Annotated in this window: 20 protein-coding genes; 12 read left to right on the plus strand and 8 right to left on the minus strand. The window is 62.4% G+C overall.

Annotated elements, in window-relative coordinates; translation table 11 throughout:
• The first annotated feature begins 126 nt into the window (after positions 1-126).
• Both I6L44_RS17570 and I6L44_RS17575 read left to right on the plus strand, forming a co-directional pair.
• Positions 127-1,980: a methyl-accepting chemotaxis protein gene (locus I6L44_RS17570; protein ID WP_216952658.1), complete on the plus strand. Its 1,854-nt coding sequence runs from the start codon at positions 127-129 to the stop codon at positions 1,978-1,980.
• 122 nt (positions 1,981-2,102) lie between these two features.
• A complete protein-coding gene (locus tag I6L44_RS17575; protein ID WP_216952659.1) occupies positions 2,103-2,753 on the plus strand; it encodes a chromophore lyase CpcT/CpeT in 651 nt (216 codons plus the stop codon).
• Between the two features lie 100 nt (positions 2,754-2,853).
• Here I6L44_RS17575 and rpmE read toward each other — a convergent pair whose 3' ends face one another.
• Positions 2,854-3,069, minus strand: coding sequence for a 50S ribosomal protein L31 (rpmE, locus tag I6L44_RS17580; RefSeq protein ID WP_005340673.1), 216 nt, complete (start codon positions 3,067-3,069; stop codon positions 2,854-2,856).
• 147 nt (positions 3,070-3,216) lie between these two features.
• Here rpmE and priA point away from each other — a divergent pair, with 147 nt between their 5' ends.
• A complete protein-coding gene (gene priA / locus I6L44_RS17585) occupies positions 3,217-5,424 on the plus strand; it encodes a primosomal protein N' (protein ID WP_216952660.1) in 2,208 nt (735 codons plus the stop codon).
• Positions 5,425-5,488: 64 nt separating this feature from the next.
• Here the strand turns inward: priA and I6L44_RS17590 are convergent, their stop codons facing one another.
• Positions 5,489-6,580: a hypothetical protein gene (locus I6L44_RS17590; protein WP_216952661.1), complete on the minus strand. Its 1,092-nt coding sequence runs from the start codon at positions 6,578-6,580 to the stop codon at positions 5,489-5,491.
• Between the two features lie 167 nt (positions 6,581-6,747).
• Between I6L44_RS17590 and I6L44_RS17595 the strand changes: the two genes are divergently transcribed.
• The 5 genes from I6L44_RS17595 (at position 6,748) to dtd (ending at position 12,645) form a co-directional block, all read left to right on the plus strand.
• Positions 6,748-8,181, plus strand: coding sequence for a DUF2867 domain-containing protein (locus tag I6L44_RS17595; RefSeq protein WP_216952662.1), 1,434 nt, complete (start codon positions 6,748-6,750; stop codon positions 8,179-8,181).
• A 169-nt stretch (positions 8,182-8,350) separates the two neighbouring features.
• Positions 8,351-9,577: an aromatic amino acid transporter gene (locus I6L44_RS17600; RefSeq protein ID WP_151287328.1), complete on the plus strand. Its 1,227-nt coding sequence runs from the start codon at positions 8,351-8,353 to the stop codon at positions 9,575-9,577.
• A 254-nt stretch (positions 9,578-9,831) separates the two neighbouring features.
• Entirely contained in the window at positions 9,832-11,073 is a 1,242-nt protein-coding gene (locus tag I6L44_RS17605) for a malic enzyme-like NAD(P)-binding protein (protein ID WP_075116213.1), read from the plus strand.
• A 176-nt stretch (positions 11,074-11,249) separates the two neighbouring features.
• Positions 11,250-12,122, plus strand: a complete 873-nt coding sequence (locus I6L44_RS17610) for a virulence factor BrkB family protein (protein WP_127007315.1) — start codon at positions 11,250-11,252, stop codon at positions 12,120-12,122.
• An 85-nt stretch (positions 12,123-12,207) separates the two neighbouring features.
• On the plus strand, positions 12,208-12,645 hold the full coding sequence (dtd, locus tag I6L44_RS17615; protein WP_113740154.1) for a D-aminoacyl-tRNA deacylase: 438 nt from the start codon (positions 12,208-12,210) through the stop codon (positions 12,643-12,645).
• On the opposite strand, the gene I6L44_RS17620 is transcribed toward dtd, so the two are convergent.
• The gene (locus I6L44_RS17620) at positions 12,634-13,314 is read right to left on the minus strand and encodes a spermidine synthase (protein WP_162628440.1); all 681 of its coding nucleotides are present in this window, start codon (positions 13,312-13,314) and stop codon (positions 12,634-12,636) included. The two genes, dtd and I6L44_RS17620, sit on opposite strands and share 12 nt — an antisense overlap.
• 51 nt (positions 13,315-13,365) lie before the next feature.
• Between I6L44_RS17620 and I6L44_RS17625 the strand changes: the two genes are divergently transcribed.
• Positions 13,366-14,274 carry a bifunctional GNAT family N-acetyltransferase/hotdog fold thioesterase gene (locus I6L44_RS17625; protein WP_139437785.1) on the plus strand — a complete coding sequence of 303 codons (909 nt, stop codon included), beginning with the start codon at positions 13,366-13,368 and terminating at the stop codon, positions 14,272-14,274.
• 78 nt (positions 14,275-14,352) lie between these two features.
• Here I6L44_RS17625 and I6L44_RS17630 read toward each other — a convergent pair whose 3' ends face one another.
• The 4 genes from I6L44_RS17630 to gntU all read right to left on the minus strand — a co-directional run bounded on the left by I6L44_RS17630 (position 14,353) and on the right by gntU (position 21,578).
• Entirely contained in the window at positions 14,353-16,446 is a 2,094-nt protein-coding gene (locus I6L44_RS17630; protein ID WP_216952663.1) for an AsmA family protein, read from the minus strand.
• 31 nt (positions 16,447-16,477) lie between these two features.
• A complete protein-coding gene (recG, locus tag I6L44_RS17635) occupies positions 16,478-18,547 on the minus strand; it encodes an ATP-dependent DNA helicase RecG (RefSeq protein ID WP_216952664.1) in 2,070 nt (689 codons plus the stop codon).
• 190 nt (positions 18,548-18,737) lie between these two features.
• A complete protein-coding gene (pssA, locus tag I6L44_RS17640; protein WP_005342654.1) occupies positions 18,738-20,087 on the minus strand; it encodes a CDP-diacylglycerol--serine O-phosphatidyltransferase in 1,350 nt (449 codons plus the stop codon).
• A gap of 150 nt (positions 20,088-20,237) precedes the next feature.
• Positions 20,238-21,578 (minus strand): gluconate transporter, encoded by a 1,341-nt coding sequence (gntU, locus tag I6L44_RS17645; RefSeq protein ID WP_005355418.1) that lies wholly within the window; start codon positions 21,576-21,578, stop codon positions 20,238-20,240.
• A 245-nt stretch (positions 21,579-21,823) separates the two neighbouring features.
• On the opposite strand from gntU, the gene I6L44_RS17650 reads away from it, so the two are divergent.
• From I6L44_RS17650 to I6L44_RS17660, 3 genes are read left to right on the plus strand one after another with little or no spacing between them, the layout of a single operon-like run.
• Positions 21,824-22,333, plus strand: coding sequence for a gluconokinase (locus I6L44_RS17650; RefSeq protein WP_005340649.1), 510 nt, complete (start codon positions 21,824-21,826; stop codon positions 22,331-22,333).
• Entirely contained in the window at positions 22,330-24,126 is a 1,797-nt protein-coding gene (gene edd / locus I6L44_RS17655; RefSeq protein ID WP_216952665.1) for a phosphogluconate dehydratase, read from the plus strand. The genes I6L44_RS17650 and edd overlap by 4 nt, the downstream gene beginning before the upstream one ends.
• A gap of 9 nt (positions 24,127-24,135) precedes the next feature.
• On the plus strand, positions 24,136-24,777 hold the full coding sequence (locus I6L44_RS17660; RefSeq protein WP_005342660.1) for a bifunctional 4-hydroxy-2-oxoglutarate aldolase/2-dehydro-3-deoxy-phosphogluconate aldolase: 642 nt from the start codon (positions 24,136-24,138) through the stop codon (positions 24,775-24,777).
• Between the two features lie 84 nt (positions 24,778-24,861).
• On the opposite strand, the gene I6L44_RS17665 is transcribed toward I6L44_RS17660, so the two are convergent.
• Positions 24,862-25,869, minus strand: coding sequence for a substrate-binding domain-containing protein (locus I6L44_RS17665; protein WP_076493932.1), 1,008 nt, complete (start codon positions 25,867-25,869; stop codon positions 24,862-24,864).
• Between the last annotated feature and the right edge of the window lie 16 nt (positions 25,870-25,885).

The following is a 25,885-nucleotide window of genomic DNA, read 5'->3' on the forward strand; positions in this document are numbered from 1 at the left end:
AAACAGGTGCAACCAGTATAAGGAGTGGGTGTGGCATTTCAATGAATATTCCTTGCACAGATCACCTGTCGCCGCTTTTCTGCATAAGCTCAATGCAGTTCACTGCCAGTTTGCGAGAGGTCCATCGTGCTTATCCGTCATAAGTTGATCCTGAATACCGTGCTGGTTGCCGTTGCCATGCTGGTACTGAGCGGCCTGTTTATCTACTCCAGCCAGGTGCACCGTCATCTGACCGAAGCCCAGCGTAATATCGACCAGCTGGAGATCGCCATGCTCAACCTGCGGCGGGCCGAGAAGGATTTTCTGATCCGCAAGGATATGACCTTCGTCGAGCGCTTCAATCAGGGGCTCTCAGACTTTCACCAGCACAACCGGGAGCTGGTGACCGATGACAATCTGGCGGCTGTCGAGGGGGAGCTGACCAGACTGGATCAGCAGATCAGCGGCTATGGCAAAGCCTTCAACGATCTGGTGGCCCAGCAGCAGAAGATTGGTCTGGGGCCGGAGGAGGGGCTCTATGGCAAGCTGAGGGCGGCGGTGCATGAGGTGGAGAATGGGCTCAAGCAGCTGGATCAGCAGGGGTTGCTCATCACCATGTTGCAGCTGAGGCGGGCGGAGAAAGATTTCATGCTGCGCTCCGATATCCAGTATCTGGAGCGTTTCGAGACCTTGCACAAAAGTTTTCAGGATAGTCTTGCCACCTTGCCGGAGGGGGATCGCGGCAGGTTGGAGCAGGCCAGCAAGCAGTACCGGCAGGACTTTGTGGCGCTGGTGCAGGGGATGCAGGTACTGGGGCTGAAAGAGGATGAGGGGCTGCGCAACCAGATGCGGGATCTGGTGCATCATACCGAACAGGGGTTTGCCGCCGTCGATCAACACATTGTCGCTGAGCTGGAGAGGCAGAGCGCTCGCCTCAACAGCCTGATGCTGGTCTGTGGCGGGGTGATTGTGGTGCTGATCGGCATCATGAGCGTGCTGCTGGGGCGCAGCATCGACCGTCCCATTACTCAGGTGAATGACACCGTCAACCGCATTCGTCAGGATAATGACCTGCGCCTGAAGATAGAGTTGCGCGGGGCAGATGAAATGGCCCAGCTGGCAGGCAATCTCGACGTGATGCTGGGCGGGTTTCGCAACCTGATTGGCGATGTGAAGCAGAGCGTGCATACCCTGACCGAAGCGGCGGATCACCTTTCTGCCAACGTCAAGCGCACCAGTGAAGGGGCGGCGCGTCAGCTGCAAGAGACCGATATGGTGGCGACCGCTTCCACCGAGATGGGCTCCACCATCGAAGAGATCGCCCGCAACACCGAGCAGGCGGCAAACAATGCGCAGGCGACCAACAACAAGGCGATGGAGGGGCGGGCTGCGGTCGAGAATACTGTCGAGCAGATCCGCTCGCTGGCGGGCAATCTGGAGAGTTCATCCCGCGAGGTGAGCCAGCTGCAAAAAGAGAGCGAGACCATCGGCTCCGTGCTCGATGTGATCCGCGGCATTGCCGAGCAGACCAACCTGCTGGCCCTCAATGCGGCCATTGAAGCAGCCAGGGCAGGGGATCAGGGACGTGGCTTTGCGGTAGTGGCCGATGAGGTGCGCAATCTGGCCATCCGTACCCAGAAATCGACCCAGGAGATTGCCGGCATCATCAGCTCGCTGCAGAAACAGACCGGCAGCATCGTCGAGGTAATGGCGACCTGCCGCGAGCAGGGCAACCGCAGCTCGGATCAGGCCAGTACCGCAGGGGAGTTGCTGGGGCAGATCACTCAGGATGTTACCAACATCATGGATATGAGCACCCAGATTGCGGCAGCCATCGAACAGCAGAGTCTGGTGGCCAACGAGGTGAACCGCAACGTCAACAACATCCGCGACATCGCCCAGGAGTCGAGCATCATGGCGGAGGAAAATGCGAGATCCAGCGAGGGTCTCAACGAGCAGGCCCAGCTGCTCAACAAGGCGGTGGCAAAATATCGGGTTTAGTGAGCGGACTGGCATCCTTATGAGGTTTTTGCACCAGAGTGGCAATGATTTGATCGTAATGGCTGTTATTGGAGAAATTCGCTCATATAATCGCCGCCACTATGATGATTCGGAAGGATTCGATGGCAAAGTTGCTGGTGGCCGTATTCGGGCTGCTCTGTTCCTGCCTGGTGTTGGCAGGGGCGGCGCCCCAGGATACCCCACTCAAGCCCGGTATGGAGCCGCTACTCAGCTGGTTCAACGGGGCCTTTACGAGCCGGGAGCAGGCCAGTTACGACAGCCGCTTTACCAGTGCCGAGCTGCGCCTGATGGAGATCTGGCCCGGCTATCAGGGCTATCGCTGGGTCTATGCCGAGCAGTACCTGAGTCTGCGCTCCGTCCGTCCTTTCCGCCAGCGCATCTATCGCTTCTCACCCGCCCCTGACGGGCGGATCCTGATGGCCGAACTGACCATGCCCCGTGCCACCGATTTTGCCGGTGCCTGGCATGATTCCGCCCTGCTCGACAGTCTGACCCCGCAGCAGCTCTCCTTGCGCCACGGATGCGAGATCTGGTTGACCCGTACCCCCTCCGGCGAATATGCCGGTCACACCCGGGTGGGCCACTGCTCCACCGATTTTGGTGGTGCCACGACGCTGGTGCAGCATATCTGGATTGGCCCCGACAGCGTCAGACTGCTGGATCGAGCCTATGACAACGCAGGGAGCCCGCGCTGGGGTAGCCCGGGTGAGGGGTATGTCTATTTGCGTCGTTCCAAAGGGTTTGGCCAGTAGGGGAGAGTGCGTCTGGCTGCGGGAACATGAAGGATGAAAAACAGGGATCGTAAAAAAGGCGCCCATTGGGCGCCTTTTTCAGAATTCTTCAGAAGTAAAATTACTTCTTGGTGGTCATCGCACCGAAACGCTTGTTGAACTTGTCTACGCGGCCGCCGCTAGAAACTTCTTTCTGCTTGCCGGTGTAGAACGGGTGGCACTCGGAGCACACGTCCAAGTTCAGATCTTTACCGATGGTAGAGAAAGTGTTGATGACGTTACCGCAAGAGCACTTGGCGGTGATGGCTACGTAGTCAGGATGGATACCAGCTTTCATGGACAACCTCAATTAATAGGCCGTGTCGCCATCCGATCTCTTGTCGGACACCACACGATTGTTGAACACAGTTTCAAAGGCTGCGAATAATATAGGAAATGCCTGAGATCAGGCAAGTGGCTTCGCAGAAAAAATAGGCAACCCCTGGTGAATTCTTCCCAAACGCTGGATCTGGTTCGTGTCGCTGTCCCGGTACCGTTACGCCGTCACTTCGACTATCTCTCTCCCCTGCCGTTACCTGCCCCCGGTTGCCGGGTCGAGATCCCTTTCGGTCCCCAGACCCTGGTCGGGCTGGTGGTGGATCATCCGGCCGACAGCCAGGTGCCCCGCAACAAGCTCAAGCCCATCAAACGGGTATTGGACACGGCTCCGGTGCTGGGGCCGGATATTCTGGCGCTGATGAACTGGAGCGCCAGCTACTACCAGCATCCGCTGGGGGAAGTGCTGCCCCATGCCCTGCCGGTGTTGGTGCGCAAGGGGGAGCCAGCCGCCTATCGGGAGCTGGAGTTCTGGTTTGCCACCGAGGCGGGCATGGCCATCGACATCAACGAGCTCAAGCGGGCGGCCAAGCAGCAGCAAGCGCTCGCCTTGCTGCGCAAGGGGCCGCAGACCCCCTCTGCCCTCAAACAGGAGGAGATCCAGAGCGCCGCACTCACCGCGCTGGAGAAGAAGGGGCTGCTGGAGAAGCGTTCGCTGGAGCCGAGCCACGATGGCGATTGGTCTGCCCGCTTTGAGCCGGGGGAGGGGCTGCGCCTCAATGGCGAACAGGCATTGGCCGTCTCTGCCGTTACCAGCCAGAGCGACAAGTTCGGTGCCTTTCTGCTGGATGGCATCACAGGCTCCGGCAAAACCGAGGTGTATTTAAGCATCCTCGAGCCCTTGCTCAAGGCGGGCAAGCAGGCGCTGGTGATGGTGCCGGAGATCGGTCTCACCCCGCAGACCATCAACCGCTTCCGGCGCCGCTTCAACGTGCCGGTGGTAGCGATGAACTCCGCCATGAACGATCGGGAGCGGCTCGATGCCTGGCTCGCCTGCCGCGACGGCGGTGCCGCCATCCTGATCGGCACCCGCTCCGCGGTGTTCACCCCGTTTCACAACCTCGGCATCATCATCATCGACGAAGAGCACGACGGCTCTTTCAAGCAGCAGGACGGTTTTCGCTACCACGCGCGGGATCTGGCGGTGATGCGGGCTCATCGTGCCGGTATCCCCATCCTGCTTGGCTCGGCTACCCCGTCGCTGGAGACGCTGCACAACGCCCGCACCGGCAAGTATCACCACCTCGCCCTGACCCGCCGTGCCGGCAATGCCCAGACCGCCCGTCAGGTGATTCTGGATATCAAGAACGTGCGGCTGCAGGCTGGGCTCTCTCCCCAGCTGGAGCAGCTGATGGCAGAGCATCTGGCGGCGGGCAATCAGGTGATGCTGTTTCTCAACCGCCGTGGCTATGCCCCGGCTCTGATCTGTCACCAGTGTGGCTGGAGCGCCGCCTGCGAGCGCTGTGACGCCTGGTACACCTGGCATCAGGCCGGGCGGCGGCTGCATTGCCACCACTGCGACAGCGTGCGTCCCTTGCCCCACCACTGCCCCGAGTGTGGCAGCAACGAGCTGATTGGATCGGGAGTGGGCACCGAGCAGCTGGAACAGCTGCTTACCACGGTTTTCCCGCAATATCCGGTGGTGCGCATCGATCGGGACAACACCCGTCGCAAGGGGGAGCTGGAGACCCATCTCGGCGACATCAAGGCAGGCAAGTACAAGATCCTGATCGGCACCCAGATGCTGGCCAAGGGCCACCACTTCCCGGATGTGACCCTAGTGGGTCTGCTGGATGTGGATGGAGCCCTGTTCAGCGCCGATTTTCGCGCCGCCGAGAAGCTGGCCCAGCTCTACACCCAGGTGGCGGGCCGCGCCGGTCGCGCCAGCAAACCCGGGTTGGTAGTGCTGCAGAGCCACCATCCGGAGCACGCCTTGCTGCAGGATCTGACCCAGAACGGTTACGGCCACTTCGCCGATACGGCGCTGAAAGAGCGCCGCTTGCTGGGGCTGCCGCCCTTCAGCTATCAGGGGCTGTTTAGGGCCGAGGCCAACGGCCGCGACGAGGTGCAGCTGTTCCTCGCCCGCCTCGCCGATACCCTGCGCAGCGCCCGCTATCCTCACGTTCAGGTGCTGGGGCCCATCAGCGGCTTTATGGAGCGCAAGGCGGGCAAGTTTCGCATGCAGTTGCTGGTGCAGGGGCCGAATCGGGCACCGCTGGCCCAACTGCTGGATTGGGCGGTTAAGGAGCTGGAAGGCTGGCCTGAGACCAAAAGGGTGCGCTGGAGCCTCGACATCGACCCCACCGAGCTGAATTGATAGTGCCGGAGCCGGTCGCTGGCAGATCTCGTCAGCGACCGGGCTGCTGATTCTGTTTAAAGGCTCAGACCCGCAGATCGATCTGCTGCACCCAGCCTCCTTTACCCTGTTCGGTGAGATAGAGGCCGGATTGGCGCAGCACCCCCTGATTGCCGCTCTCCCCCAGATGGTTGAAGGGGGTGTCGAGGGGGCGCAGCAGGATGGCGCCGATCCCCAGTTCGACCAGCGCGATAGGTGCGTGTTCCGGATGCCAGAACTGCAGGGCTGAAAACTGGCTATCCCCCTCATCCAGCACCCCGTTGCCATCCTCATCCAGGGTCGCCAACTCGCCGAAGCCATTGCCGGAGCGTGCACCAAACAGCTCGCCCCCATCGTCTATGGTGCCGTTGCCATTGCGATCCAGCGCCACAAAGCCGCTCCCTTCACTCAAGCCCGGCAGGCTATCCTCTTTGCCATCCTGATCGATATCGAAAGTGACCCGTGCCTCGGTCAGATCGGCAATCTTGCCATCCAGACTGAGCACCAGCGGATCTTTGAGGGCATTGAGGGTGGTGCGCCGCTGGCTCACCTCCAGCTGGCGCCAGTCGAGCACAAAGCCGAGATCGAGCTGAATAGTCTGACCATCCCGAGTCGCTACGCTGGCCGATGCCACCACGTTGAGCTGCTCCTTTTGCAGCAGGCTGTCGGTTACTTCCACCAGTTGATCCGGCTCGGCGGCTTGAGCCGCGGCGTCTCCTTGGGTCACTCCATCGCTTCCCTCTTCGGAGGGTTTGATCGGCTTGGGCAGCTCGATTTCGTGGCCCAGCATCGCCTCAATCATCAGCTTGATCAGTCGCTGGCGGTTATCCAGCCCATCGTCGGGAATGCCATCCTGCTCTTTGCCGACGTCCGCTGCGGGCGGGGAGGGCTGTGTTGCTGCTTGCTGACTGGCGGCGGATTGCCTTGCGGTTTGCAGCGTCAGGGCGCTGGTGAGGGTCAGAGTGCTGCTGCGTTCGCCGGCCGCAGCCGTGTTGTTGCCCTCCGGTGGATTGACGGCGGGTGGCACGGGCCCGAGGTTGCGTACCTTGCGGCTCTGGGCCTGTTGTTGCCGGTATTGCACCTCCCCCTGGAGGTCGTAGTGATCGATGCGCATACGTTCGCCCTCGGCGCTATACATCTGGTCAGTTATCGACCAATTGATGAGCAGGGCTTAACACCAAATCGGACTAATCAGGGAGGTGGTTAGTACTAGGTTGCAAGGTGGCGGCGTGGCAGGATGATGGGCATGCGGGTGCTGGTCCGTTTGCCCAAGCGCAGGGCGCAACATGTGAAGAGGAAGAGAGGATGAGAAATTGTCTGGTGATGGGAGCGGCAGGCTATATCGGTTCCTATCTGGTGCCCCACCTGCAAACCCTGGGCTACAGGGTGATTGCCGGGGCGCGCCGTCCCTGCCGCTTGCCTGAGGGGGTCGAGTTTCGCCTCGCCGACAGCCTCAAGCCGATCACACTGCTGCCTGCGCTGGCGAACATAGACACAGTCTTCTATCTGGTGCATGCCATGGGGGCGGGGGCTGATTTTCACCGGCTGGAGCAGCAGGGGGTAAAGAACTTCGCTGCCGCCGCTCGTGCCGCCGGGGTGCGTCGCATCATCTATCTCGGGGCAATCCAGCCCGAGCAGTGCAACAGCCGCCATCTCAACTCCCGCCGCCACTGTGGCGAGCTGTTTCGCGAATCCGGCGTACCGACGGTGGAGCTGCGCGCCGGCATCATCATCGGGCCCGGTTCGGCGGCGTTCGAGGTGATGCGGGATCTGGTGTTCAACCTGCCGATGATGGTGACGCCCAAATGGGTGCGCTCGCGCACGCCGCCGATTGCGCTGTCCAACCTGCTGCACTATCTGGGCGGGCTGGTAGAGGCAGACGAGGTGGATGGCCGCATCTTCAATGCGGTCGGCCCCGAGCTGCTCAGCTATCAGCAGCAGTTGCAGAAGTTCGCCTCCCATATCGGCAAGCGCTGCCCCATCATTCCCATCCCGTTTCTGAGCCCGCGCCTCTCTGCCTGGTGGCTGCAGTTCGTCACTTCTGTGCCGCAGCCGGTAGCCAAGGCGCTGGTGGGCGGTCTCAAGCACGATATCCCGGCCGACGACGGCCCGCTGCGTGCCCTGCTGCCCCAGACTCTGCTCAGCTTCGACGAGGCGCTGGCGGAGAGTCTGGCGCTGGAGCAGAAGCTGGGTGCCGAACAGCAGGGGCAGGAGACGCCGCTCGGCCTGCGCTGGCGTCATCCCGAATATGGCTTCTACGACCGCACCGCCAGCGGCGATGCCATCTGCCTCGCCTCTCCCGAGGTGGTGTGGCAGGTGTTGCAGCAGTTGGGGGGTGAGCAGCGCTACTTCTACATGAACCAGCTGTGGGTGGTGCGTGAATGGATGGATCATCTGATCGGCGGCCCGGCCCGCACCCGTGGCCGCACCAATCCCGATCGCTTCGTGAAGGGTGACATGCTCGACTCCTGGCAGATCCTCGGGGTGGATGAGGGGCGCAGGCTCGATCTCTTGTTCAACATGAAGGCCCCGGGCGTCGGGCGGCTGGAGTTCAACATCCTGCCGGAGGAATCTGGCCTGACCCGCATCCGGGTCACCGCTCACTGGCATCCGCAGGGCGCCTGGGGGCTGGCCTACTGGCTCGCCATGTTGCCGTTCCACCTCTTCATTTTTCAGGGGATGACCGAGGCCATCGCCCGTCAGGCCGAGGCGAGGGCAGGTATCCCGGTGATGGATTAACCCCTCTTCACACCATTCCCGCTGATAGAGTGCCCCGTTCGGGGCATTTTTTATGCGGCGGCCATGCCCGGTTATGGCAGATAGTGGTAGGCGTCTCATGGCAAAGGCTGGCATCATGCCGCGGTCTTGTTTACCGCGGATAGATAATCAGTCAGAAAAAGAAGGGATTATGAAGAAAAAACCGTCAATTTTGGGGGGCGCCTGCATCATTGCCAGCGTCTGCGTGGGAGCCGGCATGCTCGGTCTGCCGAGTTCGGGGGCGGGGGCCTGGACCCTCTGGTCGGTGCTGGCGCTGACCGTCACCATGGTGATGATGACCCTCTCCGGCTGGATGCTGCTGGAATCCTTCCAGCACCACGACATGCGGGTCTCCTTCAATACCGTGACTCGCGAGCTGCTGGGGGAGAAGCTCAATCTCCTCAACAACCTCTCGGTCTACTTTGTTGGCGGCATTCTGCTCTACGCCTATATCACCTCCTCCGGTGCCATCCTGCAGGGCATTCTGGGGATCGACAGCAAGCTCGCGTCCGTGTTGTTCGTGGCGCTCTTCTCTGCGGTGGTGTGGCACTCGACCCGCGCCGTTGACCGCATCTCTGTGGTGCTGATCGCCTTCATGATCCTCAGTTTCGCCCTCGGTGTGGCCGGGCTGCTCGGCAGTATCAAGCTGCCGACCCTGCTTGATCTGGCGGGCAGCGAGAGCCGCTACGCTCCCTATGCCATGGCGATGCTGCCGGTAGCGCTCACCTCGTTCGGCTATCACCACTCGGTGGCCTCCCTGCGTGCCTACTACCAGAACGAGCAGCAGGCCAGATGGGCCATTCTGGGGGGAACCCTGATCGCGCTGGCGCTCTACGTGCTCTGGCTGTTGGGGATCTTCGGCAACCTGCCCCGTCAGGATTTTGCTCCGGTGATTGCCAAGGGGGGTGACGTGAGTGTGCTGCTCTCCGCGCTTTCAGGGGTGATCGAATCGGAGAAGGTGGCCAGCGCCATCAACGGCTTCTCCATGGCGGCGATCCTCTCCTCCTTTATCGGGGTGGGGCTCGGGGTGTTCGACTATCTGGCTGATCTGTTCAAGTTCGACAACAGCCGCGCCGGTCGCAGCAAGACCTGGGCGGTCACCTTCTTGCCGCCGCTGCTGCTCTCCCTGCTCTTCCCGTTTGGCTTCCTGCTGGCCATCGGCTATGCCGGTGCCGCCGCCACCATCTGGACCTGCATCATCCCGGCATTGCTGGTGCTGCGCACCCGGGCGCGGGCCGAGCGGGGCGAAGTGACCCCCCACTTCGTCACCCCTGGCGGCAAGCTGATGGCCTGGCTGCTGATCCTGTTCGGATTGGCGACCGCGCTGTTCCACTTCCTGTCGATGGCAAATCTGTTGCCGGTCTATCTGGGCAACTGAGTCAGGTCTACAGTTCTGACAGAAAGGGTGGCAAGGCCAACTTGCCGCCCTTTTTGCGCCATTTTTACCCCACGCAGCAGGATCTATAACTAAAGTGGTAGGTGAGGGTGGGGTAAGGTGCTGAAATAACTGGTCTGATCTGGTTTATGGCAGCATGATCTGCTGGGCATGCCCACCGCTTTCTTTTATGATTCCCGCCCTTCTGCGTGCCCCCTGTCGGCACCTCATTTGCACCAACCACATCGGGGTCCCCCATGTCCGATCTGCGTCAAGAAGCACTCGATTACCACGCCCAGCCCGTACCGGGCAAAATTGCCATCGCCCTGACCAAGCCTGCCGAAACCGCCCGTGATCTGGCGCTGGCCTACAGCCCGGGTGTTGCCGAGCCGGTGCGCGAGATCGCCGCCAACCCGGCCGATGCCTACCGCTATACCGGCAAGGGCAACCTGGTGGCCGTCATCTCCAACGGCACCGCCATTCTGGGGCTGGGTAATCTGGGGCCGCTGGCCTCCAAGCCGGTGATGGAGGGCAAGGCACTGCTGTTCAAGCGCTTCGCCGGTATCGACGCCATCGACATCGAGGTGAAGCACGAGACCAGCCAGCAGTTCATCGACACGGTAGCGGCTATCGCCGATACCTTCGGTGGCATCAATCTGGAAGATATCAAGGCGCCGGAGTGTTTCGAGATTGAAGAGGCGCTGATCGCGCGCTGCGACATACCGGTGTTCCACGATGATCAGCATGGTACCGCCATCGTCACCGCCGCCGGTCTGCTCAACGCGCTGGAGATTCAGGGCAAGCAGATCAGTGACAGCCGCATCGTCTGCATGGGAGCGGGGGCTGCCGCCACCGCCTGCATGGATCTGCTGATCAAGTGTGGCGCCAGAGCGCACAACATCTTCATGCTGGATCGTCAGGGGGTGATTCACACCGGCCGCAGCGATCTCAACAAGTACAAGCAGCGCTTCGCCAACGAGACCCCGCTGCGCACCCTGATGGATGTCATCGAAGGGGCGGATGTGTTTGTCGGTGTTTCAGGCCCCGACGTGTTGCCCGCCGAAGCGGTCGCCCTGATGGCGCCCAACCCGGTGATCTTCGCCTGCTCCAACCCGGACCCAGAGATCAAACCGGCACTGGCCCACGGGGTACGCAGCGACCTTATCATGGGCACCGGCCGCTCCGACTACCCGAACCAGATCAACAACGTGCTCTGCTTCCCCTTCATCTTCCGCGGTGCCCTCGACGCCCGCGCCAGCCGCATCAACGATGCCATGAAGATTGCTGCGGTCGAGGCGATCCGCGCGCTGGCCAAGGAGCCGGTGCCGGCCGAGGTGCTGACCGCCGCCGGGGTGAGCGAGCTCGCCTTCGGCAAGGATTACGTTATTCCCAAGCCGATGGATGCCCGTCTGCTGCCGCGCGTAGCCCGCGCCGTGGCGCTGGCGGCGGTGGCCTCCGGCGTTGCCCGCATCGAGCTGCCCGCGGACTACATGCTGTAATCCGGCGTTGCAAACGGCCCCATAGCGGGGCCGTTTTTATTTCTGCTTCTGGCGACAGCCAGAGACGCCAGCCGGGTGACAGGTTGGGGCATATGGAGGCAAATCGGGTGCAAAGGTGGTCAAACAGCGCTCTCCTCTGACACAATATTGCCACTATGACGCTAACGAGAATCAAGATGCAGCAGCCTGTCAGTGGCCGTTTGGCCCACGCCCTCTCCTTCTTGCGCCATGATGGTCGCCACTTTGCCCAGTTTGTCTGGGGCCGTTTCCAGCAGGACAGATTGACGGTTACCGCCGGTTATCTGGCCTATGTCACCCTGCTTTCACTGGTGCCGATGATCGCCGTGGTCTTTGGCATGATGTCCGCTTTCCCGGTGTTCCAGAGCCTCAAGCAGGCGATGGAGCAGTTCGTCTACCACAACTTCGTGCCGACCGCGGGCGACATGCTCAAGGAGTACATCGACGGCTTCGTCGCCAATGCCACCAACACCACTGCGGTGGGGATCGGAGCGCTGGTGGTGGTGGCGCTGATGCTGATCTCCGCCATCGACAAGAACCTCAACTACATCTGGCGTTCGACCCAGGGCCGCCCGCTGGCGCAGGCGTTTGCCATGTACTGGATGATCCTGACCCTGGGGCCCGTGCTTATCGGGGCCAGTATCGCTATCTCCTCCTACATCTTCTCGCTGCGGCTGTTTGGCGCCGAGAGCCTGTTCGGCATCGGTTATCTGCTGTTGCGCGGTTTGCCATTCCTCTTCTCAGTGCTCACCTTCCTGCTGGTCTATACCGTGGTACCGAACTGCAAGGTGCGGCTGATCCATGCCTTTATCGGCGCGCTGGTGGCGGCGACTCTGTTCGAGCTGGCCAAGCGCGGCTTTGCCATCTACATCACCAGCTTCCCCTCCTATCAGGCCATCTACGGCGCGCTGGCTACCATCCCGATCCTGTTTGTCTGGGTCTATTTGAGTTGGCTGGTGGTGCTGCTCGGTGCGGAGACCACCGCCTGCCTTGGCGAGTACGAGAAGCCGGCGAGCGAGGAGCTGGGCTAAGCCATCGCCTTGGCCACCGGTTTATTGGTAGCATCGACGACCGCCCCTGCGAGGGGCGGTCGTTCTGTTTTCAAAGGAGAGGGATGTGATTGCATTGATTCAGCGGGTCAGCGAGGCCAGCGTGACTGTCGAGGGGGAGGTGACCGGCGCCATCGGTCAGGGATTGCTGGTACTGCTCGGAGTAGAGCAGGGGGATGACGAGGCCAAGGCCGACAAACTGCTGCACAAGGTGAGCGGCTATCGGGTCTTCAGTGACGAGAATGGCAAGATGAACCTCAATGTCGGTCAGGTCGGCGGCAGCCTGCTGGTGGTCTCCCAGTTTACCCTGGCGGCCGATACCAAGAGCGGGATGCGCCCCAGCTTCTCCTGCGGTGCCCACCCGAGCGAGGCCGAACGCCTCTATGACTACTTCGTGGCGAAGGCTGCTGCCAGCGGCATCCCGACCGCAACCGGGCGTTTTGCCGCCGACATGAAGGTGGCGCTGGTCAACGACGGCCCGGTTACCTTCTGGCTACAGGTCTGAGGATGTCTCGTCCCGCGGTGTGACGTGGACGATCACGTTGATAAGCCCCGCAACCGGATAGGGGGTAGCGGGGCCAATCCACTGTTCTATCAGTGTCAGGGCGTGGGTTAGCTCCAGTTCTGTTCGCGGCAGCAGGTTGATCACCAGGGTGCCGCAGAGGCGGGGAGCCAGCGCCCGGTAGAGCCGCTCCTGAAACAGCAGCAGCGGGTTGCCATCCTGACTGAAGAGATCGAGCAGGATGAGGTCGTACTGCTGCTCGCTCTGCTCGAGAAAGGCGAGGGCATCGGCCTGATGGAGTGTCGGAACGGCTTGCCCATCGTGCGCCTGATGCTGGAAAAACTGCTGATAAACGGTCAGCACCTCTTCGTCGAGGTCAACGCACTCGTGGCGAGCATCGGGCCAGCGCTGACTCAGATGGCGGGTGAGATCGCCGCCACCCAGCCCCAGTTCGAGGATTTGCTCAGCCCGCTCCGGTAGCAGGCAGGCGATGACCCGCTGATGGGGCAGACAGAGGGTCGCGGGGTCGGCGAGCGACATGGCGGATTGCACCACGCCATCTATCTCCAGCCAGCGGTGCTGGTCATTTTCCTGTACCGTGAGGCGGCGCTGGGGTTTGACGCTGAGGTGCAACAAGTGATCGGCTTGGTACGCTTGCAGATTGAAGTCCATGAATTTGCACGGCAAGATGGTTTCCGACCAGTGTAACTCAAGGATGAAACTATGTACCGGGTAGTCACCCCTCAGACAGTCGCCGAGCTGGATGCCTACTACCAGTTGCGCTGGGAACTTCTGCGTAAACCCTTCAATCTGCCGGTCGGTTCCGAGCGGGACGAATACGATACGGTCGCCATTCACCGGCTGATGCTGGCTCCCGATGGTACTCCCATCGCTGTGGGCCGCCTCTTTATCGGCGGTGACGAGGCGCAGATCCGCTTTATGGCGCTGCGTCCCGAATATCGCGGCCAGGGGCTGGGCGCCAAAATGGTGGAGGATCTCGAGGAGCTGGCTCGCAGCGAGAAGGTGAAACGGCTGGTGATGAACGCCCGTCAGGAGGCAGTGGAGTTCTATCGCAAGTGCGGCTTTCTCGAAGTGGGGGGCGGCCCCGTCTCCTTTGGCCGGATTCCCCATCGCCAGATGATCAAATCCCTGAGCCCGTTGCAGACCATCCAGTATCGGCCGGAGTGGTGTCAGGATCTCACCACCCGCTGGTCGCGCGGGGTGCCCATCAGCGAGAAGATGGGGATGCACATCAGCCACTACGATGGCCAGACTTTCCACCTCAAGGCCAATCTGGCGGCCAACTTCAACGTGCATGGCAGCATGTTTGCCGGCAGTGTCTACAGCCAGTGCGTGCTGGCGGGCTGGGGGCTGATCTGGCTGCAGCTTAAAGAGGAGGGGCTGGTGGGCGAGCCGGTGCTGGCCGAGAGCTCCATCAAATATCATGGCCCGGTCGATGAGGAGCCCGAGGCGCGGGTGGCCCGCGAGGGGATGCCCGCCGTGCTGCAGCCGCTCAAACGGGGGGAGCCTGCCACCTTCAGCCTCAAGATCCAGCTGTTCAGCGGCAGCAAGCTGGCGGCTGAGTTCTGCGGCCACTACGTGGTGCAGCCGCCCCGCCGTCCGGGCCAGTAACCGCGTCGTTTCCCCATCAAACAACAAGGCCTCATCATGAGGCCTTGTCTGTTTTTACCCTTGCTGGCTGTCGCTTGTCTACCCGGCTTGGGTCTGCACTTGGGCCTGGTTTTGGGCTTTCGGCGCGGGAGCCGGTCGCCAGAGCGGGGCACTGTTGCCTTGCGGCGGATAGCGTACTCCCACTTCCCAGCCGCAGGCGTCCTGCTTCTGCGGGAAGCTCCAGGCCAGTGTGGGTTCCGTCAGCGGCCCGCGCCACTGGCCGAGCAGCTCGGCGCAGCGGTTGCCGTTAAGCACCCCCAGATCCAGCTGCCACTGCTCGTTGACCAGATCGATCCCCCCTTGCAGCGCCAGCAGATGGGTGATGGTGGAGGCGCCAGCCTGCTCGACTTGTAGTTGCCCCTTGTCGATCTTGCCCTGCAGCTTGATGCGGTAGAAGGGGGTGTCACCCTCCTGCATCGCCTGCCACAGCTGTTCCGGCGTCAGGGTGGGCGGGGTCGCGCCCTTGAACCACTCATCCAGCAGCGGATCTATCTTTACCTTGTCCCAGAACGGCTCGTCGGCATCGAGGGCAAAGCTCCCCTGCAGGCTCTGGCGCCACTCGCCCGCCGTTTTGCCATGTTCGGCTTGCAGATCGGCGCTCACGTCCGCCTTGCCGGCAAAGGAGACCGGGGAGTGGAATATCTTGCCCCACTGCACCAGGTCCAGCTTGGTCGCCTGCAGTTGCAGGCGGCTGCTCTGGCCCGGCTCGCGGCCCCACTGGCCACTCAGGCTGAAGGTGCCCTCATCCGGCAGCGAGCTGGTGAGTTTGCCCAGTTGCCAGGAGCTGGGGGTCAGCTCCCCATCCAGCTCGCCGTTACGGGCGCTGAGGCCATCCCACACCAGCTCGAACCATTTGCTCTCGATACGGGCGCGGCCGAGCAGCGGGCCGGGTTGGTTATCGCGCAGGGCGAGATCGCTCAGATAGAGCTGCCAGCCGGTCAGCGACAGGGGCAGGGTATCGTCGAAGGAGAGCACCTTGAGCTTGTCGAACGCCAGCTTGCGGATATCCACCTGCTGCGGGCGCCAGCTCTGCCAATCCTGCCACCAACCCTGCGGCAGGCTGATATCCATGCCGCTGAGCGCCACGTCTTTCAGGGTCAGCTTCTGCTGCTGGGTATCGAGGGATAGCTCGACATTGAACTCCCCTTCATAGGCCTTGCCCTGCAGTTCGCCGTCGATCTGCTGGGGGGAGAAGGCGAGCTTGCCCTTGATCTCCTCCAGCTGGAACAGGCCACGGCCCATGTCGCCCAGGGTGCCGCTCAGATAGCCGGTGGGCTGGTTGCCCGCCTGCCAGTTGAAGGCGATGAGCTGGCCGCTGAAGTTGTTGAAGGAGAGCTCCTGATTGATGTCGTTGAGGCTGACGCCGTCCAGCTGACCGCGATCCAGCGACACTCTTTGCAACGGGAAGCGCTGCGGGAAGCCTTGCTGTGTCAGGTCACCCAGCTCTACCCGCATGCCGCGCGCCTTGAGATCGTGCAGTTGCAGGGTGCGGGCGGGCCAGTCCAGGACCATGCCGGTCTCCAGCAGACCGTCGAACAGGTTGGTCACCAGCTTGTCGCTGCGCAGCACTTCCCCCTCCAGCCGTCCTTGCAGGTTGAGACGGGCGAAGGTGAATTGCGGAGTCTCCAGCTGGCCGATATTGAGACTCAGGTTGGCCTGTGGCTGCTGTTTCGGGTCGATCAGCTCCCAGTCACTCAGGGTGGCATTGAGGCCGCGCAGGGTCAGCTCGGGGCTCTCCAGACTGAGCCGGTCTATGGTGCTGTCACTGATGGTGAGGGAGTGCACCGGCAGGTTCGGTAGCTGGTTGGGCAGCGGCAGCTTGATGGCGGGACGGATCAGATCGAGATGGGCGATGCGCACATCGCGGCTCAGCCAGTCGATGCTCTCGATCTCCAGATAGATCTTGTCGAGGGAGACCGCATCGCCGTAGTGCACCTGCTCAGCCAGCAGGGTGTAGGGGTGCAGCGGGTTGAACACCAGTCGCCCTATGGTGACCGGCACGCCGGTCTGCTGGCTGATCCAGCTGGCGATGGGGCCTTTGGCGCGCTCGGCGTCGAACAGGCCGAGGGCAACCCAGACAAATAGCAGCAGGAAGGCGAAGGTGTAGAGCAGGCCGCGTAGCCAGGAATTCATGGGTGCTTTCCTCCTGTTTCGGGATTGGTTGTCAGGCGTTTGAGTAGTGGTCTCGCAGACCGAGCCAGCGGCGGATCAGCGGGTCGACATGGCTCGGATGCCTATCCATAAGGAAGCGCGCCATCTTTTGTACCTGCGGAATAAGCGGCTGATCCCGCACCAGATCGGCGATCTTGAGGTCGGCCAGACCGGTCTGGCGAGTGCCGAGCAGTTCCCCCGGGCCGCGCAGTTCCAGATCGCGCTGGGCGATGAGGAAGCCGTCGTTGGTCTCCCGCAGCACCCCGAGTCGGCTCTGGGCCGTCTTGGACAAGGGGGCATGATAGAGCAGCACGCAGTGAGAGGCCACCGCACCCCGGCCAACCCGGCCGCGCAGCTGGTGCAGCTGCGCCAGCCCGAGACGTTCCGGGTTCTCGATGATCATCAGGCTGGCGTTGGGCACATCCACTCCCACCTCGATGACGGTGGTGGCGACCAGCAGTTGCAGTATGCCTGCCTTGAACTCCTCCATCACCCGCTGTTTCTCGACCGGCCGCATCCGGCCGTGTACCAGCCCGATGTGCAGGCCGGGCAGCAGGTTCTGCAGCTCGGCGGCGGTATCCTCGGCGGCCTGGCACTCCAGCACCTCCGACTCCTCGATCAGGGTGCAGACCCAGTAGGCCTGCTTGCCCTCGGTGCAGGCGAGCTTGACCCGCTCGATCACGTCGCCGCGACGGCTGTCGGGCAGCGCCACCGTGGTGATAGGGGTTCGGCCCGGCGGCAGTTCGTCGATGACCGAAGTATCGAGGTCGGCATAGGCGGTCATCGCCAGGGTGCGGGGGATGGGGGTGGCGGTCATGATGAGTTGATGGGGATGCACTCCTTCCCGCTCCCCTTTCTCGCGCAGGGCGAGGCGCTGATGCACCCCGAATCTGTGCTGTTCATCGATGATGACCAGCGCCAGACGCTGGAACACCACCTGCTCCTGAAAGATGGCGTGGGTGCCCACCACCATCTTGACGCTGCCATCGGCGATGGCGGCCAGCGACTCTTCCCGCGCCTTGCCTTTCTGTTTGCCCGCCAGCCAGCCGACTCCGATACCGAGCGGCTCCAGCCACTTGGCGAAGTTGATGGCGTGCTGTTCCGCCAGCAGCTCGGTCGGTGCCATCAAGCCTACCTGACAGCCGTTGCCGATAGCCTGCAGGGCGGCCAGCGCCGCGACCAGCGTCTTGCCGGAACCTACGTCACCCTGCACCAGCCGCATCATGGGGTGACTCTGTTGCAGATCCTTGCTTATCTCGGCTACTACCCTGCTTTGGGCGCCGGTGGGTTTGAACGGCAAAGCGCCGAGCAGTTGTTCAACCAGCTCGGGCGCCGGTTTGAGGGCGCGCGCCAGCTGGGTTTGCGCCTGAGCGCGCACCTTGAGTACCGAGAGGTTGTGAGCCAGCAGCTCCTCCAGCACCAGCCGCTGCTGGGCCGGATGCTGGCCGCTTTCCAGCAGCGGCAGCGCCACCGAGGGGGGCGGACGGTGCAACAGGCGCAGGGCGGCGGTCAGCTCAATCTGATGGGGATAGAGGCCAGCGGGCAGCAACTCCTCGACGCCGTAGAGGTCGAGCTGGGCCAGCGCCTGATCGGTGAGGTTGCGCAGGGTGAGCTGGCGCAGCCCTTCGGTGGTCGGGTAGACGGGGGTGAGCGCCTCTTCGGTCTGACCGGCCTGCTCCTCGCCGAGCAGCTTGTACTCGGGGTGGGCCATCTCCAGCCCGTATTTGCCGGGGCGCACCTCGCCAAAGCAGCGGATCAGGCGGCCCGCCGCCAGACTGTTTTTCTGGGCGGCGGTGAAGTTGAAGAAGCGCAGGGTGAGGGTGCCGGTACCATCGCTGATGCGACAGACCATCATGCGGCGGCGCCCCATCACCAGCTGAGTGTCCTGGATTTCGCCCTCGACTGCGCCGTGCAGGCCGGGCGGCAGATCGCCGATGGGCCACACCTGGGTGCGGTCCTCGTAGCGCAGGGGAAGGTGGAACAGCAGATCCTGTACCGTGGCCAGCCCCAGCCGCTCGAGCTTCTCCAGCATCTTGCTGCCGACACCCTTGAGGCTATCGAGAGGAATTTTATCCAATTTCATCAATTAGATGCCCGAAAACACTGTAAATATGTCCAGATGATAGGGGTTGTTGAGGGGCCGATGCAAGCCGAGTTGCTGCTGGCAGGGCCGTCAAGGCGGGGGAAACGGCGGATAGAACAAAGGCCTGCCGAAAACGGGAGGCCTTTGTGCGGCTGCCAACAGGCAAGGTGCGGGCGCATGGCGCCCAAGGTCAGATGATGCGTTTGAGCAGCAGGTGGGCCTTGACCCGGTGGATCCGTCCCAGCAGCTTGCGCACCTGTTCCGGGTAGTCCTGAATCTGCTCCACCTGATCGAAGTGGCTGATCCGCTTGGTGTTGGTCAGGATGTTCTCCCGCTCCGCGTTGAACTGGGGACGCAGCAGGTGGCGACGATCGTGCACCAGCAGGCCATTCTCCAGATCCAGCGCCCAGGCGCGGGGGTTGAGGTTGTTGCCGGTGAGCAGGGCCCACTCGTCATCCACGAAGATCCCCTTGAGATGGTAGGAGTTGCGCTCGCAACACCAGAGCATCAGGTTGAGGCGACCGTCGTCGATGTGGCGCTGGTTGCGCTCGGCAAACTTGCGCAGGTTGGTTTCGTAGAGATAGGGCAGGCCACCGATGGTGGAGAACTTCTCTTCCGGCGGAATGAAGAAGTCGTTGGCGGTCTTGTCGCCCACTACGATGGTCACTTTGCAACCGCGCTGCAGCAGATCCTCGATATCCTTGCTCAACTCCTTGGGCGGGTTGAAGTAAGGGGTGCAGATGAAGATCTCCCGCTCGGTGGCGCGCACCAGATTGCGGATCATCAAGTTGAGCTGATTGTTGCGCTTACCCAGACCCACCATGGGGGTGACGGCCACCTCCTGGGTGTTGACCGGCATGGTGCTGAAACGGTACTGGCTCTGGCGCAGGTTCTGCTTGAAGCGGCGGATCGGCCCTTTCAGCTGTTTGGCGCTGGGGATGTCGCTGTGATCCAGTCGCTGCACCGCGTCGCTCTTCACGAACAGATCATCCACGTAGTTGACCATGCTGCGGGCCAGCTCCGGGCTGGTGATCTGGTGATAGCGATCGAAGCGGTAGCGATCCTGCTGGTGCAGGTAGATGTCGTTGAGGCTGGCACCGGAGTAGAGCACCACATCATCAAAGATGAAGCCCTTGAGGTGGAGCACGCCGAGCAGCTCGCGCCCTTTGACCGGCACGCCGTAGATTTCGATCTGGTGCTCGTGTTCGGCAGCCATGGCCTGATACATCAGGTGGTTGCCGCCCTGCTTGCCTTTGCCGATCAGGCCGCGCTGGGCACGGTGGAAGTCGACGAACAGCTTGATGTCGAGGGCCGGATTGCGCTGCTTGGCGGCGTAGAGGGCGGAGAGGATCTCCCGGCCTGCTTCGTCATCCTGCAGATAGAGCGCGACCAGATAGATGCGCCGGGTGGCACTGGCGATAAGCGCAAGAATGCGGCGTTTGAAATCCTGGGCGCTGTAGAGCACTTCAAACTGATCCGCTGCGACGGCGATCTGGGGCAGGCGCGCCAGCAGTTGTCGATAATGGGCCGATGAATGCATAGATAAACCTGAAATCACGGGGTTAAGCGTTCCACTCGGAGCGATGAATAGGCGATTCTAGCAATCTCGCCCTCTCAGCCAAAGAAAGAATCATCAGAAAGATGAAAAAGGCCTCACGAGTGAGGCCTTTTTGTCAGCATTTCGCCCTTGTCAGAGGAAGCTGTAGATGATCATCGCCATCACGCCGCCGGTGGTGCCGATGATGGTTTCCATCACGGTCCAAGTCTGCAGGGTCTGCTTCTCGGTCAGGCCGAGGTAGCGGTTGGCCAGCCAGAAACCGGAGTCGTTGACGTGGGAGAGCACGATGGCACCGCCGCCGATGGCGATGGTGACGGCCGCCAGCTGGGCACCGTTCAGGCCGAGCGGCTCCAGCATCGGCAGCACCAGACCGCAGGCGGTCAGCATGGCGACGGTGGCAGAGCCCTGAATCACCCGTACCGCAGCGGCCAGAATGAAGGCCAGCGCGACGATGGGCAGACCGGAGTCGGCCAGCATGTTGCCAAGGGCGGCACCCACGCCGGAATCAACCAGCACCTGCTTGAACACGCCACCGGCACCGGTCACCAGAATGATGACGCCTGCCGGCTGGATGGCGCTGTTGCAGACGCTCATCACCTCGTCACGGGACATGCCGCGGCGAATACCCAGCAGATAGAAGGCGGCCAGACAGGCGACCATGATGGCGGTGAAGGGGTGACCGATGAACTCCAGCCAGTTGTGCAGGGTGGAGCCCGCCTCGACGAAACGACCGACGATGGTCTTGAGGCCGATCAGCAGCAGCGGCAGACCGATGAGGCCCATGGCCAGCCCGAAGGAGGGCAGGGATTTGCTGTCATCGTGGACGCTGTTCTGGGCATCGGCAGGCAGCGGTACATCGACGATCTTGCTGATGAAGTCACCGAACAGCGGGCCAGCCAGGATCAGCGCCGGTACGGCGGCGATCAGGCCGAACAGGATCATGTAGCCGAAGTCGGCACCCAGCTGGGATGCCACCAGGATCGGGCCCGGCGCCGGAATAAGGAAGGCCTGGCAAGTCGCGATACCGGCCAGCAGGGCGATACCAATCTTAACCACGCTGCCACCGCCACGACGGACGATGGCGAAGGCGACGCCGATCAGCAGCACCACGGCCACGTCAAAGAAGAGCGGCAGGGCGCAGACAAAGCCGGTCAGGGCCATGGCCCAGTTGGCGCGCTTGACGCCGAACTTGCCGAGCAGGGTGTGAGCCACCCGGTCGAGGGCACCGGTCACTTCCATCACCTTGCCGAACATGGCGCCCAGCGCCACCACTACCGCGACGAAACCGAGGGTGCCACCCATCCCTTTCTGGATGGTGTTGGCGATGTCGGCCGGGTTCATGCCGGCGGCGAGACCCGCCACCATGGAGACCAGGATCAGGGCTACCACGGCGTGGAGCCGGGCCTTCATCACCAGGAAGAGCAGCAGCACAATCGAGCCGGCGGCTGTCATGATCAGGGAGAGGTCAGACATTGTTATGCGTTCCTTTTTCCAAGTTCAGTCGTGACACCTTGCCGATCCGTCGGCAAACCATATCTTTATGATTTATTTAGATTTATGGCAAGGGCTCAACATCATATGCCCAGGTGACTATGGGTTTGCTCAGTCTGTGGCAGACTTCACATTTTCAATCGTTACCGGTAACATGTTACCGGTAACGTGTTAGATTAGAACCCATCAACAGCTGGTTTTTTGAAAAGTGGGACAGAGGTCAAATTATGGCGGGTAAGTGCATTATCGTGATGGGTGTGTGTGGTAGCGGCAAATCCAGCGTGGGTCTGAAAGTGGCCGAAGCGCTGGGCGCCAAGTTCATCGATGGTGATGACCTGCACCCCAAGGCCAACATCCAGAAGATGGCTGGCGGCAACCCCCTCAACGATGAGGATCGTGCCCCCTGGCTGGAGCGGATCCGCGACGCCGCCTACAGTCTCGAGCAGAAGAACGAGACCGGCATCATTGTCTGTTCCGCCCTCAAAAAGAAGTACCGCGACCAGATCCGTGAAGGCAACGAGTCGGTCAGCTTCATCTTCCTAGATGGCAGCCAGCCGCTGATCCTCGAGCGGATGCGTGCCCGCAAGGGCCACTTCATGCGTGAAAGCATGGTACAAAGTCAGTTCGATACCCTGGAGCGCCCGGATGGCGAAGCCGGTGTATTCCACATTGATATAGACGGCACCTTCGAACAGGTGGTTGACCGCGCCGTCACAGCATTGGAGCAAGCCCAATGATTCATAAGGTAATTTCCGACGTCACTGCCCGCATCCGCGAGCGCAGTGCCGCCCGCCGTCAGGCCTTTATGGCCCGCATCCAGCGTCAGGCCGAGCAAGGCAAGACCCGCGCCGCACTGGCCTGCGGCAACCTGGCCCACGCCGTGGCCGCCTGCAGCAGTGACGAGAAGGGTCGCATCCTCGACATGACCCGTGCCAACGTCGGTATCGTCACCGCCTACAACGACATGCTGAGTGCCCATCAGCCCTATCAGGGCTATCCGGATATCATCAAGGGCGCGCTGGCCGAACTGGGCCACAGTGCTCAGGTCGCCGGCGGCGTGCCCGCCATGTGCGATGGCGTGACCCAGGGGCAGCCGGGGATGGACATGTCCCTCTTCTCCCGCGACCTGATCGCCCAGGCGACCGCGCTGTCGCTCTCTCACAACACCTTCGACGCCACCCTGCTGCTCGGCATCTGCGACAAGATCGCTCCGGGCCAGATCATGGGGGCCCTCTCCCACGCCCACCTGCCGACTGCATTTGTTCCTGCTGGCCCGATGGCGAGCGGCATCAGCAACGACGAGAAGGTGAAGGTGCGTCAGAAGTACGCCGCCGGTGAAGTGGGTCGCGATGCTCTGCTGGAGATGGAGTGCGGCGCCTACCACGCGGCAGGCACCTGCACCTTCTACGGCACCGCCAACACCAACCAGCTGGTGTTCGAGGCCATGGGCCTGATGCTGCCGGGCTCCGCCTTTGTGCACCCGCATAGCGAGCTGCGCCGCGCCCTGACCGCTGAAGCGGCCCGCCGCATCAGCGCCATGATCCCGGGTTCCCCGGCCTATCGCCCGCTGAGCGAGGTGCTGGATGAGCGCTCGCTGGTCAACGGTCTGGTGGCCCTGCTCGCCTCTGGCGGCAGCACCAACCACAGCATCCACATGGTGGCGCTGGCCCGCGCGGCCGGTCTGGTACTGACCTGGGATGACATCAGCGATCTCTCCGACGTGGTGCCGCTGCTGGTTCGCATGTACCCGAACGGCCCGGCCGACGTCAACGCCTTCGAACAGGCAGGCGGCGTGCCCGGCCTGATGCGCCGTCTGGCGCAAGAGGGGCTGATCCACATGGACGCCACTCCGGTCTTTGGCGAGATGCAGGATTACCTCAGCCGCCCGGCACTGGTCGATGGCCAGCTGGTATGGCAGCCGGTGGGCGAGAGCGGCGATGCGAGCGTGCTTTCACCTTCCGGCAGCGTGTTCCAGGCCACTGGCGGCACCAAGCTGCTGGCGGGCAATCTGGGTCGTGCCGTGGTCAAGGTCTCAGCTGTGGCTCCCGAGTATCGGGTGATTGAAGCGCCGGCGCGGGTCTTCTCCTCCCAGCATGCGGTGGAAGCGGCCTACAAGGCGGGCGATCTCAATCAGGACGCCGTGATCGTGGTGCGCCACAATGGCCCGGCCGCCAACGGCATGCCGGAGCTGCACAAGCTGATGCCGGTGCTCGGCAACCTGCAGAAGGCGGGTTACAAGGTGGCGCTGGTCACCGATGGCCGCCTCTCCGGTGCCTCCGGCAAGATCCCGGCCGCCATCCACGTCACCCCGGAAGCGCTGCACGGCGGGGCCATCGGCCTGCTTGCTGACGGCGACCTGCTGCGGGTTGACGCGGTAAACGGCAGCCTCGATTGCCTGACCGATTTGAGTGGCCGTACCCAGGCCGAGATTGACCTCACTCTGGAACAAGAGGGGTGGGGCCGTGAACTGTTCAGCGTGATGCGTCGCGCGGTATCGAGCGCCGAGTGTGGCGCTACCATCTTTGACTAAGGAAGAGCTATGCAGAACTGGAAAGTGACCCCGGCCGAGGTGTTTGCCGCCTCCCCGCTGGTACCCGTGATGGTGATCAACGAGCTGGATCAGGCCTTGCCGATGGCCAAGGCGCTGCTGGACGGCGGCATCTCCGTCTTCGAAATTACCCTGCGCACCCCGGTGGCGCTCGATGCCATCGCCCTCATCGCCAAGGCGATGCCGGATGCCATGGTCGGTGCCGGTACCGTGCTCAACTGCGAGCAGTTTGATGCCGCCGTCGCCGCCGGTGCCCGCTTCGTCATCTCCCCGGGGATGACCCCGGCCCTGCTGGCCCACGCGGCCAAGAGCACTGCACCGCTGATCCCGGGCGTGGCGACTCCGTCTGAAGTGATGCAGGCGCTGGAAGCGGGCTATGACCACCTGAAGTTCTTCCCGGCCGAAGCGAACGGCGGCACCAAGGCGCTCTCCGCCATTGCCGCGCCGCTGCCCCAGGTGAAGTTCTGCCCGACCGGCGGCATCGGCCCGAAAAACGTGGCCGACTATCTGGCACTCAAGTGCGTGGCCACCGTCGGCGGCTCCTGGATGTTGCCGGCCGATGCGGTCAAGAGCGGCAACTGGGAAGAGGTGACCCGCCTCTCCCGCGAAGCGGTTGAGTTGGTAAAACGCTAAGCCTCAGTTGTGCAGAAAACCAAACAGGCCACCCTCGGGTGGCCTGTTTGCTATCAGCGTGACTTAAGTGGGTGAGGGAAGGGATTACCCCAGACTCTCCCCGACATAGAGGGAGAAGCCGATATCTTTGCGGGTATCGGGTTGGGATTGGCCGTTGAGACGCGCCAGCAGCATGGTGGCCGCCTCCCGACCGATCGCTTCCCGCGGGGTGGCGATACTGGCCAGTTTGGGGGTCATGGCGTGGCCGATGTCGAGGGCGTTGCAACCGGCGATGGCGATCTGCTGGGGCACCGGGATCCACTTGGCTTGACACTGCAGCAGGGCGCCCACCGCCAGGTCATCGTTGGTGCAGAACAGGCCGTCGAGGTCGGGATAGCGTACCAGCGCCTGATCCAGCAGCTCGCCCCCCAGAGTGAAGCTGGAGGATTGTTCGGTCAGCAGATGCTGGCCGGTGAGGCCGAAGTCGGTCATCGCCTGATAGTAACCCTCCATCCGCAGCTGGGTGCGCACGTCGAGCCGCGCCCCCAGATAGACCACCTTGCGTCGGCCCCGGCGCAGCATCTCTGTTACCATGGCCCGGGCTGCGGCTCTATGATCCATGCCGACCACCATGTCGATGGGGGTTTGCGGCAGGTCCATGGTCTCCACCACCGGAATGCCGGCGGTGGCGATCATCTTGCGGGTGCGTTCGGTGTGCTGGCTGTCGGAGAGGATCAGCCCATCCACGTGATAGGAGAGCAGGGACGCGACTTGCTCCTCCTCCCGCTCCGGACTGTAGCCGTAGTGGGCCAGCAGGGTCTGGTAACCGGCCGGTCGGGTCACCGACTCGATGCCATGGATCACCGCCGAGAAGACCTGGTTGGAGAGGGAGGGGATCAGGATGCCGATCGCCTTGCTGGTCGCGTTGGAGAGAATATCCGGCGCCCGGTTGGGGATATAACCCAGCTCTTCCACTACAGCTGCGATCCGCTCGCGGGTCCCCTCCGCTACGGTCTGCGGGTCGCGCAGATAGCGGCTGACAGTCATCTTGGTCACGCCGGTCTGGTCGGCGATATCTTGCAGGGTGGGGCGGCGCTTGCGGGTGGGGCTCATAGGGGTGTCCAGCGTG

The sequence above is a fragment of the Aeromonas sp. FDAARGOS 1414 genome, from assembly GCF_019047065.1.
Lineage (GTDB): Bacteria > Pseudomonadota > Gammaproteobacteria > Enterobacterales > Aeromonadaceae > Aeromonas > Aeromonas veronii_A.

What these genes read in the sequence shown, in the direction of transcription:
- I6L44_RS17575 (WP_216952659.1), top strand. Translation starts at nt 2,103, where the DNA reads ATGGCAAAGTTGCTGGTGGCCGTATTCGGGCTGCTCTGTTCCTGCCTG.
- rpmE (WP_005340673.1), bottom strand. Translation starts at nt 3,069, where the DNA reads ATGAAAGCTGGTATCCATCCTGACTACGTAGCCATCACCGCCAAGTGC.
- I6L44_RS17590 (WP_216952661.1), bottom strand. Translation starts at nt 6,580, where the DNA reads ATGTATAGCGCCGAGGGCGAACGTATGCGCATCGATCACTACGACCTC.
- I6L44_RS17595 (WP_216952662.1), top strand. Translation starts at nt 6,748, where the DNA reads ATGAGAAATTGTCTGGTGATGGGAGCGGCAGGCTATATCGGTTCCTAT.
- I6L44_RS17600 (WP_151287328.1), top strand. Translation starts at nt 8,351, where the DNA reads ATGAAGAAAAAACCGTCAATTTTGGGGGGCGCCTGCATCATTGCCAGC.
- I6L44_RS17605 (WP_075116213.1), top strand. Translation starts at nt 9,832, where the DNA reads ATGTCCGATCTGCGTCAAGAAGCACTCGATTACCACGCCCAGCCCGTA.
- I6L44_RS17610 (WP_127007315.1), top strand. Translation starts at nt 11,250, where the DNA reads ATGCAGCAGCCTGTCAGTGGCCGTTTGGCCCACGCCCTCTCCTTCTTG.
- I6L44_RS17620 (WP_162628440.1), bottom strand. Translation starts at nt 13,314, where the DNA reads ATGGACTTCAATCTGCAAGCGTACCAAGCCGATCACTTGTTGCACCTC.
- I6L44_RS17625 (WP_139437785.1), top strand. Translation starts at nt 13,366, where the DNA reads ATGTACCGGGTAGTCACCCCTCAGACAGTCGCCGAGCTGGATGCCTAC.
- I6L44_RS17630 (WP_216952663.1), bottom strand. Translation starts at nt 16,446, where the DNA reads ATGAATTCCTGGCTACGCGGCCTGCTCTACACCTTCGCCTTCCTGCTG.
- recG (WP_216952664.1), bottom strand. Translation starts at nt 18,547, where the DNA reads ATGAAATTGGATAAAATTCCTCTCGATAGCCTCAAGGGTGTCGGCAGC.
- pssA (WP_005342654.1), bottom strand. Translation starts at nt 20,087, where the DNA reads ATGCATTCATCGGCCCATTATCGACAACTGCTGGCGCGCCTGCCCCAG.
- gntU (WP_005355418.1), bottom strand. Translation starts at nt 21,578, where the DNA reads ATGTCTGACCTCTCCCTGATCATGACAGCCGCCGGCTCGATTGTGCTG.
- I6L44_RS17650 (WP_005340649.1), top strand. Translation starts at nt 21,824, where the DNA reads ATGGCGGGTAAGTGCATTATCGTGATGGGTGTGTGTGGTAGCGGCAAA.
- edd (WP_216952665.1), top strand. Translation starts at nt 22,330, where the DNA reads ATGATTCATAAGGTAATTTCCGACGTCACTGCCCGCATCCGCGAGCGC.
- I6L44_RS17660 (WP_005342660.1), top strand. Translation starts at nt 24,136, where the DNA reads ATGCAGAACTGGAAAGTGACCCCGGCCGAGGTGTTTGCCGCCTCCCCG.
- I6L44_RS17665 (WP_076493932.1), bottom strand. Translation starts at nt 25,869, where the DNA reads ATGAGCCCCACCCGCAAGCGCCGCCCCACCCTGCAAGATATCGCCGAC.